Here is a 14,044-nt window from a genome sequence, read left to right as displayed (position 1 = left end):
AGACACTTCTAAGGGCCCGAGGAAGGGGTGAGCGGTGACGATGCCCGAGCGTGATGAGCCGACCGGCGCGCTGGTCAGACCGTACGCCGTGACCCGTGGTCGGACCCGGCCGAAGCTTGAGATAGCGCTGGAAGCGCTGGTCGAGACAACCGTGCGCGGCCGATCTGGAATGATCCGCGGCGGGCAGGGTGGAAGCGAGCATCAGTACATCGCGGCTATGTGCGACGGCGGCCGTGTGCAGTCGCTCGCCGAGATCGCCGCACGCATGCAACTGCCGCTCGGTGTGGCTCGTGTGATCGTCGCCGACATGGCCTCCGATGGCTTGGTCGCGGTGTACGAGCCCACCTCGCTGGAAGACGAGACCGACGCGGTAGGCACGGAACTGCTGGAAAGGGTGCTGAGTGGACTTCGCAGGCTCTGACATGTCGCACCGTCCCGCTGCTGGGGGGCGCGTTACATCGGCGAAGATCGTCATCGCCGGTGGGTTCGGCGTCGGTAAGACGACGCTCGTCGGGTCGGTCTCGGAGATTACCCCGCTGACCACCGAGGCCATCATGACCTCGGCCGGTGTGGGCGTCGACGACAACCGGCAGGTGCCGGGCAAGATGACGACCACCGTCGCCATGGACTTCGGCCGTATCAGCATCGACCGTGACCTGATCCTCTACCTGTTCGGCACGCCCGGCCAGACCCGGTTCTGGTTCATGTGGGACGAGCTGGTGCGGGGCGCGATCGGTGCCGTGGTCATGGTGGACACCCGTCGTCTCGCCGACTGCTTCGCCGCCATCGACTTCTTCGAGCACCGTCGCCTGCCGTACCTGGTGGCGATCAACTGCTTCGACGGCATGCAGTACCACAACGCGCAGGACGTGCGGGACGCGCTGGCGATCTCGAACGACGTGCCCGTGGTGAGCTGCGACGCCCGCAACCGCGAGTCCACCAAGAACGTCCTCATCTCGCTCGTCGAGTATGTGCTGACGATGCGCCGCTCGCGCGCCGTAGCACCGGCCTGACAGACGGTGGCAGCCCCGCTCCGATGGGTCGGAGCGGGGCTTCTGCGTGCTCAGGAACGGATGACGGCCGGCAACTCGTCGAGGTCGGCGATCACCACGTCCGGCGTGTAGGTGTCGGGGTCGCTGCGGAAGGCGGCCGCGTCCGGGTGGGCGGCGTTCGTGACCAGGACCGGGCGCATGCCGGCGCGCCGGGCGCCGTCGTGTTCGCGGCTGCCGCCGTCGCCGACGTACCAGCACTCGGCCGGCGCGACGCCGAGACGGGCGCTCGCGGTGGCGTAGAGCCGCGGATCGGGCTTCCGGCATCCCTCCCGCCACGAGAACACCGCCGCGTCGATCCGGGGCGCGTAGGGCGTCTGCGGCCAGGCCTCGTACAGCTCGCTCGAACAGTCGCTGATCAGTCCCAGCCGGAAGCCGTCGGCCCGCAGCCGGTCGAGCAGCTCCAGCACGCCGGGCCGGGGCGGGCGCACGAGCTCGGCGCCGGCCCGCTGGGCGACCACGGCCGCGTCCAGGTCGGCCTCGGCCGGGTCGGCGCCGCATTGCTTGGCAATCGCGCGCAGGGTCTCGCGGGTGTCGCCGTACCGGCCCACGATCCGCTCGGGGAAGCTGGCCGCCATCTCGCGCCAGAAGTCGTCGGCCGGGACGCCGAGCGCGGCCGCGGTGGCGGCGAAGGACGCGCGCCGGCCCGCCTCGGCGGCCGGGTCGGTCAGGGTTCCGAAGAAGTCGAAGATGATCGCCCGCACCGCGTCATGATGCCAAATCGGTTGTCGATCACCGCCGCGCTGGGCAGGATCGGCGACCATGCGGGCTTTTCTCGGCGTGGACGATCTCGGCGGTCTGGTGCGCGAGGTCTTCGGGAGCGATCGGCGGCCGGTCGCCCTCGATCGGCTGACCGGCGGGACCAAGAAGGGCGTCTACCGGCTGCGGCTCGACGACGCGACCAAGGTGATCCTCTACTACTGGGCGGACGAGGAGAACTACTGGCCCGAGGCCGAGGCGCGGGTGCCCGACGACCCGTTCGGTGATCCGGGTGGCGCCGAGCGGTTCCTGGTCAATCACCAGGCCCTGGCGGGCGCTGGGGTTCACGTACCGGAAATGGTGGTGTGGAAGCCGAATCTCGCGCTGGTCGAGGATGCCGGTGGGGTGACGCTCGAGCGGTTGATGGAGGCCGATCCGGCGTCGGCCGCCGAGCCGCTGGCCGCGCTCGGGGCCGCGATGCGCCGGATGCACACCACCTCGGTGCCGCATTACGGCCCGCTCACCTGGACGACGCCGCCGATCCGTCCGGCCGAGGACGTGATCCTGGCCGGGCGCTCGCCGACCTGGGCGCGGTGGCCACTCAGGACACTCGCCTCGCCGCTGCGCGACATCGGATCGCCGACCATCTGCTCGCGCTGCGTGGGCGGATCTCTCCCCGTCAGACGTACGCGCTGGTCCATGGCGAGCTCGGACCCGATCACGTATTGATCAACTCGACGGGCGAACCGGTGATCATCGACTTCGAGGGGCTGATCGCGTTCGACGTCGAGTGGGACCACGCGTGGACCGAGATGCGCTTCGAGGAGGCGTACCCGCGGCTCGACCCGGTCCCGCTCGACCGGGCGCGGCTCGACTTCTACCGGTACGCGCAGGTGTTGAGCCTGATCGAGGGGCCGCTCCGGATCGCCGGCACCGACTTCCCGGACCGGCAGTGGATGCTCGATCTGGCCGAGTGGAACATCGGGAAGGCGCTGGCCCCCCTCTGACCCCCCAAGAGCGCGAGGATGGGTGCATGACGAAGCTGACGGGACGGCAGATCGCCGACGAGGGGCTGACCGGGTGGGTGCTGCTCGCCAACAGCCTGAACACGCGCATCCACAGCCGGGACTTCGCGACCGGGCTCGCGCTGGTCGACGCGATCGGGGCGGCGGCCGAGGAGGCGAACCATCACCCCGACATCGACCTGCGTTATCCGTACGTCGACATCCGGCTGGTCAGCCACGACACCGGCGGCGTCACCGAGCGCGACGTCCGGATGGCGCGCACGATCTCGGCGCTGGCCGCCGAGGCCGGGCTGACCCAGACGGTGAGCGGGGTCAGCGAGCTCGAACTGGCGCTGGACACTCCGGCGCTTAAGGACGTGCTGCCGTTCTGGGCGGCGGTGATGGCGATGGAACGGGCCCCGGGCCCGGACATCGGCGATGAGGTACGGGATCCGTCCGGCCGGCTGCCGCTGATCTGGTTCCAGGAGTCCGGTCGCGAGGAGCCCCGCCAGCGCTGGCACCCCGACGTCTGGGTCGACCCGGCCGAGGTCCAGCCCCGCATCGAGGCCGCGATCGCCGCCGGTGGCGCACTGGTCAGCGACGCCGCGGCGCCGAGCTTCTGGGTGCTGGCCGACCCCGAGGGCAACAAGGTCTGTCTCTGCACGTGGCAATCGCGAGAATAGATATTGGTCTAATCAAAAAGTGCCCGGAACGTTTATCTAAATAAGGGGGCGTATAAAGTCCCGTCGATTCGTGAGTGATCGACGGGGGATGGCCGCATTGTTGTTCGATCGTTTCTGGGTGCGTGGGTCGGCGGTCGTGTCCGCGGCCCTCACCCTCAGCCTGACCGCGGTGACCGGCGCCTACGCCGCGCCGGCCGCCCGGGCCGAATCCGCGCCGGCTGTTTCGGCCGTGTCGGCCAAGACGCCGCCTCGTGAGGAGTTCGGCGCCGGCGCGAGCGGCTCCGACGACGTCGCGGTGACCGGCCGCGGTGACGGCGCCGGCTACCACCTCGAGGTCGCGACCGCCCGGTCCGGCTTCACCTGGCACGAGATCGCGGTCATCCGACCGGCCGGGATGGACGACGCGTCCTGGCTCGGCTACCAGTGCGTCTCCGGCGACGGCAAGTTCGCCGCGGTCGCGGTGCTGCCCCGGTCGGCCGTCAACATCTCGGCGGCCCGTGACCACGGCGCCTTCGCCTACAGCGTCAACCTGACCAGCGGCCAGGTCCGCCCGCTCTCGGCCGGTGTCGGGCTGAAGTACCACTCGCCCGGCTGCGGCACCGGCGACATCGCCGAGTTCACCGCGAACCCCGGCGTCGACGAGGCCACCACCACCGTGCGTACGGTCGATCTCGCCACCGGACGGGTCACCGCCCAGGTCACGGTTCCCGGGCAGGTGACGTCGGTGGTGCCGACCGCCGCCGGTGCGGTCGGGGCGATGGGTTCCCACCTGGTGCGGGTGGACCCGGACCGGACGGTCGCGATCCAAGCCGTGCCGGGCGCGGGAACGGCCGCCGACCTGCGGCCCACGACCGACGGCGGCGTCGACTTCGTGGCGCCGACCGCGGCCGGCGCGCTGACCGCCGAGGCGTGGCACACGCGTGGCGGCCAGCTCACGAAGATCGCCTCGGGCCGGCTCGGCCACCTGCGCCTCTTCCCGGGCCGCGCCGGAAAGCCGGTGCTGACCGGCGCCACCCACGTCGACGCCCCGGCGGCCGTGGTCGCCCGCACCGACGCCAAGCTGCCGAACGGCGCCGCCGCCTCGTCGCTCGACGGCCGCGCGCTGCTCGGCGCCGCCGCCGACCCGAAGGCGACCGACCCGGCGATCCTGGCCACCGCGACCGGCAAGCTGGTAGTTCGCAAGCAGGCCGCCGCCACCGCGCCGATCACGACCGCCGCCCCGGCCGTGGCCACCGCCGGGACCGCCGCGACCCCTGCCGTGGCCGCCGCCGGGACCGCCGCCGCCGGGACCGCCGCCACCGGGACCACCGCCGCCGCTGCGACTGCCACCAACGCCACCCCACCCCGTTCAGTGGGTGGGGCGACGATACGGCCCGGGTATGACACTTCCGCAGGCGCTGTCCACAGTGCCGGGGCCGCCGCGGGCAAAGCGGCCCCTCAGGCGCTCGCCGCTACCGCCGCGCAGTCGCCGACCTGTGGGGTGCCGCGGCTCGAGCCGACCCGGCAGGCGCTGCAGCCGACCTCGGCCCAGGCCGACTGGGCCGCGCAGATGGCCGCGCAGGGCCTGCTCAACGGCTCGTTCAGCCGGCCGGCCAACTACGCGAGCATGGGCCTGGCCGCCTACTCCCCGAGCAACGACTTCTCCCGCCACGTGCTCAGCCACCCGGCCAACGACACCTGGAGCACGGTGCCGCGCTCGGTGATCGAGGCGATCATGGCGCAGGAGAGCAACTGGAACCAGGCCTCCTGGCACGAGCTGCCGGGCGTCGCCGGCGACCCGCTGATCTCCAGCTACTACGGCGTCGTCAACTCGATCGACCGGATCGACTACGCGAACGCCGACTGCGGCTACGGCATCGCCCAGGTCACCAGCGGCATGGCGCTTGCCGACACGTCGATCACCGCGAACGGCAAGGCGAAGGTCGCCGTCGACTACGCCGAGAACATCTCGGCCGGCCTGCAGATCCTGCAGGACAAGTGGAACCAGCTGTACGCGGCCGGGATCACCGCCAACGGCGGCAACCCGCGGTACCTGGAGAACTGGTACTTCGCGGCCTGGGCCTACAACACCGGCGTCCAGCCGAGCGCCAAGTTCGGCAACACGACCGGGTGCACGCCGTCGCCGACGTGTGTCGGTCCGGACGGCACCTGGGGACTGGGGTGGTCGAACAACCCGGCCAACCCGGACTACCCGGCCGGCCGCGAGCCGTACCTGAAGAACACGTACGCCGACGCCGCCCACCCGTCGGACTGGCCCTACCAGGAGCGGATCCTCGGCTGGATGGGCAGCCCGCTGATCCGGATGGGCTCGCGGGCCTACGCGACGCCGACCTACCACGGCGGCGCGACGTGGCTGAACGTGCCGAAGCCGACGCTGTTCTGCACCATGGCCGACAACAAATGCGACCCCACCGGCGCGACCAACGCCAACCTTTGCACGCTGACCGACTTCGAGTGCTGGTGGCACACCCCGGTCAGCTGGGTCGACTGCGCGACCGCCTGCGCCACCAGCGACTTCAGCGTCGGCAGCGGCGCGGCCGAGCCGGCCACGGTGAACCCGCACCCGCCGACGTGCAGCCTCGACACGAGCAAGGTGCCGACCACCTCGAGCGGCGCCCCGATCATCGTGGACGACCAGCCCAGCCCGCCGGTCAACCGGGCCGGCTGCGGATCGTCGAACTGGTCCAGCAACGGCACGTTCAGCTACGCGTACGGCACCAACGCCAACGGTGACCCGATCGGCCAGATCGACACCCACCAGGCCGGGGTCGGGTTCGGCGGGCACATCCGCTTCACCCACACCGAGGACGGCAGCAACCCGGACCTGATCAACACCGGCACCTGGACGCCGAACCTGCCGAAACTCCAGTACTACAAAATCAAGATCCATATCCCGGCGACCGGCGCGTCGGCGACAAGCGTCGTCTACGTGATCAACCCGGGCGGCGGGGTGAGCCCGTGGAAGATCCGGGTCAACCAGCACTGGAACTCCGAGCAGTGGGTCACCATCGGCACCTTCGCCATGCAGAACGGGGCCACGGTCCAGCTGTCCAACCGCAGCGAGGTGATCGGGCGCGGCAACGTCGACTACAGCAACTTCGACGTGGCGTTCGACGCGATCGCGTTCGTGCCGATGGGCGGCACCCCGGGCAAGCCGATCGGCGGCCCGCCGCACGTGATCGACGCGCCCAAGGGCAGCAACCCGGCCTGGGTCCAGTGTGGATGCGTGCGCCGCACGGCCGGTGACCCGGTCGACACCAGCACCGGCTACTACGGCGACACCTTCAAGGACCTCGACATCCCGGGCCGGGGGATGCCGCTGAACTTCACCCGTACCTACCTGTCGGCGCTGGCCGACCCGGCGGGCCCGAACGCGGCCGGCGCGATCAACGGCGCTTTCGGGTACGGCTGGACCTACTCCTACGACCTGTCGGCGGTCACCGACTCCGGCACCGGGGCGGTCACCATCAAGCAGGAGGACGGCTCCCAGGTGCCGTTCGTGGTGGACGGGACCGGCTACGCCCCGGCCGCGCCCCGCTATGCGGCCACCCTCGTGAAAAGTGGCTCGACCTACACGTACACCCGCCGCGGAATTGCGATCTTCAAGTTCGATGTGGCGACCGGCCGGCTGATCGCCGAGACCGACCCGGTGGGCGCCCTGGCCAGCCCGGCCTACCAGACCACGCTGACCTACGACGCGAACGGTCATCTGAGCACGATCACCGACCCGGCGAACCGGCGCTTCACGCTCACCTGGACCGGCTCGCACATCACCGGGCTGACCGACACCGCCGGGCGCACGGTGAGCTACGCCTACGACAGCGCGGGCAACCTGACCGACGTCTTCGGTGCCGGCACGACGCGCACTCCGTCCGTGCTCAACGACGACCGTACGCAGTTCGGCTACACGAGCGCGCATCTGCTCAACTTCGTACGCCTGCCGGCCGCCTTCGGGGTGACCGCGACGCCGGCGCCGGTGATGAGCATGGTCTACGACGGCTCGGAGCGGGTGACCAGCCAGATCGACCAGCTCGGGCACACGACGGCCTTCGCCTACGGGCCGGACGCCGGGCTCGCGGCCGGGCAGACGCAGGTCACCGATCCGGCCGGGCGCAAGACCGTCTACACGTACGCGGACGGGTTGCTGACCGCCGAGACGCACGGCGCGGGCTCGGCGAACGAGGGCACCACGCAGTACACGTACGACCCGGTGACGCTCGGCATCACGACCATCACCAACCCGGACGGCAACACCCAGTCGTACACGTACGACGACAACGGCCAGAAGATCTCCGAGACCGACGGCGCCGGGCGCACCACGGCGTACGAGTACAACGCGCTCGGCGAGCTCGTGCGGAGCATCAGCCCCAAGGGCCTGGAGACGCGGTACGGCTACGACGAGGCCGGGCACATCAAGACCAGCTCGGGCACCAACGACGGCACCCTCCAGTACGGCCTGCTGACCAGCACCACGCAGCAGTCGCTGAGCCAGGACGAGGAGGTGCCGGACAGCAACCCGCCGACCGTCACCACCCGTACGTCCGCCGTCTTCTACGACGACGCCGCGCACCCGGGCGATGTGACCCGCACGGTCGACCCGCGCGGCTACACGTCGACGGCTACCTTCGACGCCTTCGGTGACCGGGTCAGCGCCACCGACGCCGCCGGCAGCACGGTCGCCTACGGCTACGACACCGCCCGCGGCCTGGTCACCTCGACCGTCTCGCCGGTCGGCACCGCGGCCGGGGTGAAGCCCGGCTGCACGCCGCCGGCCACCGGCTGCGCCACGTTCGGCTACGACGCCTTCGGCAACCTGATCAAGACGACCGACCCGCTCGGCCACGTCTCGAGCAACACGTTCGACGCCGATGGCAACAAGCTCTCCAGCACCGACGGCAACCACCAGACCACCACGTACGCCTACGACCGCGCCGACCGACTCACCACCACGACGCGGCCGGACGGCACCAAGCTGATCGTCGACTACAACGCCGACAACACGGTCGCGGACACCGTCGACGGCGCCGGCAACAAGACCACGTACGGCTATGACGGTCAGGGCCGGCAGGCCACCCGGACCGACCCGAAGGGCCGCACGACGGCCGCCGCCTACGACGCGGCCGGGCTCGTCAGCGCGGTCACCGACCCGGCCGGGCGGGTCAGCCGCTACACGTACGACCCGACCGGCGCGATGACGGCGGTGACCAACTCCGACGGGGTCACCCCGAACGTCACGGTCGGCTACGACGGCGGCGGCCGGCGGGCCACGATGACCGACGGCACCGGCACGACGAGCTGGACCTACGACGCCTTCGACGAGGTGGTCGACGAGACGAACGGGGCCGGTTCGACCACCGCCTACGGCTACGACGCCCAGGGTCACCAGACCACCGCCGTCTACCCGGGCGGGACCGGGCACACGGTCAAGCGGACCTTCGACAAGGCCGGCCGGCTCGACTCGGTGACCGACTGGAACGGGGCCAAGACGAGCTTCGGGTACGACGCGGACGGCGACCTCAAGTCGATCACGTACCCGAACGGCACCGCGACGAGCACCACCTTCGACGGGGCCGACCAGCTCACGGCGACCACCCTCAAGGCGGGCACGACCACGCTGGCGTCGATCACCTATCCGCGCGACAACGCCGGGCAGGTGGCGGGGGAGACGCCCACCGGGGTGCCGGGCAGCGCGCAGACCTACGGTTACACCAGCCTGGAGCAGGTCAAGAGCACCACCAGCGGCACGTACGCGTACGACGCCGCCGACAACCCGACCACGCTGGCCGGGACGGCACAGACCTTCGACGGCGCCGGCCAGTTGTGCTGGAGTGCCAAGACCGGCATTCCGGCCAGTCCGGCGTGTGCCGCGCCGCCGTCCACGGCCACCACCTACGAGTACGACACCTCCGGCGAGCGGACCAGCGCCAAGACCGGCACCGACACCACGACGTACACCTACAACCAGTCCGGCCGGCTCACCGCGTTCGCCAAGGCCGGCACCAGCTCCACCTACGCCTACGACGGCAACGGCCGGCGGACGAGCAAGACGGTCAACGGCGTCACCACCCGCTACACCTGGGACAACGGCGGCGACCTGCTCTTCGACGGCACGACCAGCTTCCTGTACGGCCCGGGCGGCCGGCCGATCGAGCAGATCGACGGGAGCGGCAGCCAGTGGTACTTCACCGACAGCCTGGGGTCCACCCGCGCGCTGACCAACTCGGCCGGCGCGATCGTGGGCGCGTACGCCTACACGCCGTACGGCACGGTCAGCGCCCACACCGGGACGGCCACCACCCCGTTGCAGTTCGACGGGGAGTACAGCGACGCCGAGTCCGGCCTGATCTACCTGCGGGCCCGGTACTACGACCCGGCCACCGCGCAGTTCCTGACCGTCGACCCGGCGGTCCGGTCCACGCTCAGCCCGTACGGCTTCGTCAACGGCAACCCGCTGAACGACGTCGACCCGAGCGGTCTCTGCGGCCTCTGGTGCAAGATCGGCGTCGGGGCGCTGGCCGGTGCGGTCGTGGTCGGCACGATCGCGTGCGTCATCGCCGAGCCCTGCGGGGCGATCGAGGCCGGCGGGCTGGCGCTGGCCGGGGGCGCCGGCGCGTTCGGTGCGCTCTCGTTCTCGGTCTCGTCCACGGTGGTCACCGCCACCGTCGCCGGGGCGGCCGCGGGCGCGGCCGGCGGCGCGGTCTACTCCTCGACCAGCGGCGACGGGTCGTCCTCGAGCGGCTCGTCGTCGGGCAGCGGCTCCAGCGGCGGGCACACCGCCAAGACGGCCGCCCAGTGCGAGCAGGAGGCGAACGACTACGCTCTCAAACCGGATCAACTCGACCACGTCTTCGGCCCGGCCAAGCACAAGCTGGAAGGCTTCGTCGAGCAGGAAGGCGGCGAGGAGAACGCGATGCGGGCCCTGATCAGGAGCGTCGGCCGTGAGCCGGACGGCATCTACGGCAAGACCAACCCGCTGGTGCGGACGATCGGCGACTACACGATCACCATTCGCGGGCGGGTCATCGACGGCGTCTTCAAGATCTCGACGGCCTTCATCCCATGACCGACCCGTACGGCCACGCGGACGCGGCCGCCCTCGAGGCGGCCGCCCGGCGTGAGATGTCGCTGCTGGAGCTGGCCCAGCTCTGGATCGAGCCGATGCACCGGGAGGACGACGCGGCCGAGCTGGTGGAGACCTTCCTGCGGGTCTCGCCGGGCAACCCGCGTGCGGTGGTGCTCTCCGCCTATCTGGCGCTGCATTACTGGATGGACGACGAGCACCTCGACGCCGCCGCCGACGGGCTGCGCGACGTGCTGGACCGTGGCGCCGAGGTCGGCGCCGCGGCGATGCTGCTCGACGAGATCCTGCGTCAGCGGGGGCCGGACCCGGCCGACGCCACCGTCGAGCTGTTGCGCCGGTCGGTGGCGGCCGAGCCGTCGTGGTCGCTCAACCACGTCCGGCTCGCCCGGGCGTACGCGGCCCGGGGCGACATCGCGGCCGCCCGCTCGGAGTTCGACGCGGCGATCGCCAATATTCTCGACACCGTTCCCGACCCGGTCGCCGAATCGTTCCACACGCTGTTCACCGGGTGCCTCAACGACCGGAGCCGGGTGGTCGCCGAGCGCGCCCGACTGGGCTGACCAGGGCCTATTTCCGCGATTGTCGAATCAAATGCCCGACTCCGGTGATCAAAATCATAGACATATTTGCATCCTTGCGTGCCCATGATCGCGTGGCTAGGGTGACGTCGCCGGAGCGCGGGATCCACATCCGCCATTCCGGCCCACGGGGGAACTAGCAGGAGCGTACGGCCTTCGGTGCATGGTGAGTCGGCTCTTTCATGTCCGGCGCCGGGCCGATCGCGATGAAGCCGAATGGCCATGCCTCGGCGTTTTCCACCTAGCTCGTGGTGTCTTGCATGCACGGAATCACCCCTGCATGAGCGCAAGCGAGGAAGAGGGAACTGCCCGATGAAACTCAGGAACGCCATTGTCGCCGCCGCGCTCGGCGTGACCGGTCTGCTCGTCGCGCCGACCGCGGCTCAGGCCGCCGACCACGGCGACGGCAAGGCCGCCTGTAACAGCACCGAGATCTGCTTCCAGTGGATCTGGGACGGCTTCACCACCCAGCAGTACCAGCGGCACTTCTGGAACAGCGACTCGGACCACACCAACGACTACTTCGGCAACCTGCCGGACCTGCCGAACCCGCCGGTCAAGCTGGCCGCCAACGCCGAGGGCATCTTCAACCGGGACAGCACCTGCACGGTCACGCTCTACATGTCGACCGGCTACAAGACCGCGTACGCCAGCGTGCCGCGCGGCACCAAGCAGTCCATCTCGGCCTGGAACGCGTCGCACAAGCGCTGCGCCTAGCAGGTGATCCGCGTGGGTGGCTCGCTCGATGGCGGGCCGCCCGCGCGGTTCCGGAGAAAGAGGGAAAATGCGGACCCATCCGGTCTCCGGCGGAACCGGCCGGCGCGTGGCCCTGGCCGCGCTGGCCGTCCTGCTGCTGCCGCTCGCGGCCTGCTCGAAGACGCCGGCCGGGGCGACGCCCGGCGCCGCCGGACAGAAGAACGCGCAGCCGTTCTCGGCCTTTCTCGGTGATGCGCTCGGAGTCGTCGACTACGCGCAGCTGAAGGCGCTGGGGCAATGCATGGCGGATGCGGGCTATCCGCAGAACCTGCGGGTGATGGGGCCGGCCCCGAGGAACCCGTTCCCGCAGTTGGTGCTCACCGACGCGACGTTCGGGCCGCCGACCGAGCAGGTGGCGAAGGAGCACGGTTTCGGGCAGGACGAGGCGCCCGTTCCGCCGGCCATCGCGAGCTTCGACCCCAACTACGACCACGCTTCCGACCAGTGCACGAGCAATGCCTGGAAAAAGCTCCCGCCGAACGCGGAAAAGGTCTACTACAGCTATTTCGACCTCGGGAACGCGCTCAGCCGGCCGTTTCTCATGACGGTCTATCAGCGGGTCGGCCAGCCCAAGTGGAAGACGCTTCTGACGTGTCTGGCCGGCAAGGGATATCACACGTCGCAAGAGGACAGCTTCTTCCGCGTTCCCGATCCGGGCCTGTTCGGCGTGCCACTCGGCGACTCCGCCCCGGACCCGGCCGAGACGTGGAAGCCCAAGGAGGTCCCGGGCACGGTCGAGGTCGGGCCGGCCACGCCCGCGAAGCGGTACGTGCCCAGCGGACGCGAGTCCGACTTCGCCGTCGCGTGGTTCACCTGCGAGCGCGACACCGGCATCGCGAAGCTGCAGATGGACACGGCCATGCAGGTGCAGCAGGAGCTGGTCGCGAAGAACGAGGCCAAGCTGACCGAGCTGAACCCGCAGATTCAGGCGATCGCCAAGCAGGCCGCCGCGCTGATCGGGCAGCAGTGAGCGCAGCCGACACCCTCATCCTCCGGCGGCGGCGCTTCCTGACCCTGATCGCGGTGCTGCTCGCGGTGGTCGTGCTGGTGGGCGTGGCGGCGGTCCTCGTCGGGTCGCGGCTGCGGTCGCCGGAGCAGGTCGCCGCGGACGCCGCCCCGCCCTCGGCCTCCCTGGTGACGGCCGAGGCCGGGCTCCGGCAGCTGAGCGAGCCGGTGGTGTTGCGCGGTCAGCTGCAGGCGAGCCAGAGCGTGAAGGTGCGGCCGCCGTCGGCCGCCGTCGGCCCGAACAGTGTCGTGACGAGGGTGCTGGTCAAGAAGGGTGACCGGCTGCGGGAGGGCCGGGTGCTGCTCGAGCGCATGGGCCAGCCGATGGTCGTGCTCGACCTGGCGTTCCCGCTCTATCGCGACATCTCGGCCGGGATGACCGGACCGGACGTGGCCGAGATCCAGCGCGCTCTGCGCCGGCTGGGATACCGGGTCAGCGTCTCCAAGGTGTTCGACAGCGCCACGCAGAAGCAGGTCACCCGCTTCTTCCACGACCGCGGGTACGACATCGGCGTGACCGGCGACGACCCGGTCGGGGAGTCACCGGCCGATGTGGACAAGGGCGCGACCGATCCCGGTCCGGCCAAGGGCACGGCCCGGATCCCGCAGGCCTCGGTCCCGGTCGTGGCCGGCCGCAACCAGGTCGTCACCAAGGTCCATGCCCGGGTCGGCCAGGTGCTGACCGACCCCGGCGACACGCTGCTCGAGCTCGACGGCAAGGCCCCGGTGATCATGGCCGTCGCCGACCGGGAACAGTCGTCGCTGCTGCGGGCCGGCCTCGCCGCCACCGCCGTCGACGACCTCACCGGGGACAAGGCGGCGACGACCATCACCTCGGTCGGGAACCAGCCGGTCACCGGAGCGGACGGGCAGAACGGCTTCCAGGTGCGGTTCGAGTTCACCGGCAAGGCGATCGGCGGCGGCGTCAACCGGTCGCTGCGACTCGACGTGCAGGTGGCCTCGGGCGCGACCAAGGTGCTGGCGGTGCCGGTGACCGCGCTCTACTCGCGGGCGGACGGCTCGACGTTCGTCACCACCGTCTCGGATCACGGCGACACCGCCGACGTCACGGTGACGACCGGGCAGATCGCCGGCGGCTGGGTCGAGATCCGGGAGCCGTACGACCCGGCACTGGCCGACGGCGTACGGGTCGTGGTCGGCGAGCAGCAGCAGCCGGCCGGTTGAGCCG

Annotated in this window: 11 protein-coding genes; 10 read left to right on the top strand and 1 reads right to left on the bottom strand. The window is 70.7% G+C overall.

What is annotated here, in order from left to right; all coding sequences use genetic code 11:
- Positions 1 to 40 precede the first annotated feature (40 nt).
- Both ACQP2F_RS42765 and ACQP2F_RS42760 read left to right on the top strand, forming a co-directional pair.
- The gene (locus ACQP2F_RS42765) at positions 41 to 421 is read left to right on the top strand and encodes a DUF742 domain-containing protein (RefSeq protein ID WP_122982576.1); all 381 of its coding nucleotides are present in this window, start codon (positions 41 to 43) and stop codon (positions 419 to 421) included.
- A gap of 1 nt (position 422) precedes the next feature.
- Positions 423 to 1,013: a GTP-binding protein gene (locus ACQP2F_RS42760; RefSeq protein WP_433298185.1), complete on the top strand. Its 591-nt coding sequence runs from the start codon at positions 423 to 425 to the stop codon at positions 1,011 to 1,013.
- A 50-nt stretch (positions 1,014 to 1,063) separates the two neighbouring features.
- Here ACQP2F_RS42760 and ACQP2F_RS42755 read toward each other — a convergent pair whose 3' ends face one another.
- On the bottom strand, positions 1,064 to 1,753 hold the full coding sequence (locus ACQP2F_RS42755) for an HAD family hydrolase (protein ID WP_433298183.1): 690 nt from the start codon (positions 1,751 to 1,753) through the stop codon (positions 1,064 to 1,066).
- Between the two features lie 58 nt (positions 1,754 to 1,811).
- On the opposite strand from ACQP2F_RS42755, the gene ACQP2F_RS42750 reads away from it, so the two are divergent.
- The 8 genes from ACQP2F_RS42750 to ACQP2F_RS42715 all read left to right on the top strand — a co-directional run bounded on the left by ACQP2F_RS42750 (position 1,812) and on the right by ACQP2F_RS42715 (position 14,040).
- Complete coding sequence (locus ACQP2F_RS42750) at positions 1,812 to 2,477, top strand: hypothetical protein (protein WP_433298181.1); 666 nt, start codon at positions 1,812 to 1,814, stop codon at positions 2,475 to 2,477.
- Positions 2,474 to 2,755 carry a hypothetical protein gene (locus ACQP2F_RS42745; RefSeq protein WP_433298179.1) on the top strand — a complete coding sequence of 94 codons (282 nt, stop codon included), beginning with the start codon at positions 2,474 to 2,476 and terminating at the stop codon, positions 2,753 to 2,755. Before ACQP2F_RS42750 ends, ACQP2F_RS42745 begins: the two co-directional genes overlap by 4 nt.
- Positions 2,756 to 2,781: 26 nt before the next feature.
- Positions 2,782 to 3,435, top strand: coding sequence for a 4a-hydroxytetrahydrobiopterin dehydratase (locus tag ACQP2F_RS42740; RefSeq protein WP_433298177.1), 654 nt, complete (start codon positions 2,782 to 2,784; stop codon positions 3,433 to 3,435).
- A 70-nt stretch (positions 3,436 to 3,505) separates the two neighbouring features.
- Complete coding sequence (locus ACQP2F_RS42735) at positions 3,506 to 10,498, top strand: RHS repeat-associated core domain-containing protein (RefSeq protein ID WP_433298175.1); 6,993 nt, start codon at positions 3,506 to 3,508, stop codon at positions 10,496 to 10,498.
- Positions 10,495 to 11,076 carry a tetratricopeptide repeat protein gene (locus ACQP2F_RS42730; RefSeq protein WP_433298173.1) on the top strand — a complete coding sequence of 194 codons (582 nt, stop codon included), beginning with the start codon at positions 10,495 to 10,497 and terminating at the stop codon, positions 11,074 to 11,076. Before ACQP2F_RS42735 ends, ACQP2F_RS42730 begins: the two co-directional genes overlap by 4 nt.
- Positions 11,077 to 11,406: 330 nt before the next feature.
- Complete coding sequence (locus ACQP2F_RS42725) at positions 11,407 to 11,811, top strand: hypothetical protein (protein WP_433298171.1); 405 nt, start codon at positions 11,407 to 11,409, stop codon at positions 11,809 to 11,811.
- A 67-nt stretch (positions 11,812 to 11,878) separates the two neighbouring features.
- The gene (locus tag ACQP2F_RS42720; RefSeq protein ID WP_433298169.1) at positions 11,879 to 12,820 is read left to right on the top strand and encodes a hypothetical protein; all 942 of its coding nucleotides are present in this window, start codon (positions 11,879 to 11,881) and stop codon (positions 12,818 to 12,820) included.
- Positions 12,817 to 14,040, top strand: coding sequence for a peptidoglycan-binding protein (locus ACQP2F_RS42715; protein WP_433298167.1), 1,224 nt, complete (start codon positions 12,817 to 12,819; stop codon positions 14,038 to 14,040). The genes ACQP2F_RS42720 and ACQP2F_RS42715 overlap by 4 nt, the downstream gene beginning before the upstream one ends.
- Positions 14,041 to 14,044 lie beyond the last annotated feature (4 nt).

The sequence above is a fragment of the Actinoplanes sp. CA-030573 genome (assembly GCF_050951115.1).
Classification (GTDB): domain Bacteria; phylum Actinomycetota; class Actinomycetes; order Mycobacteriales; family Micromonosporaceae; genus Actinoplanes.
This window is presented reverse-complemented; position numbering and strand designations above follow the sequence as displayed.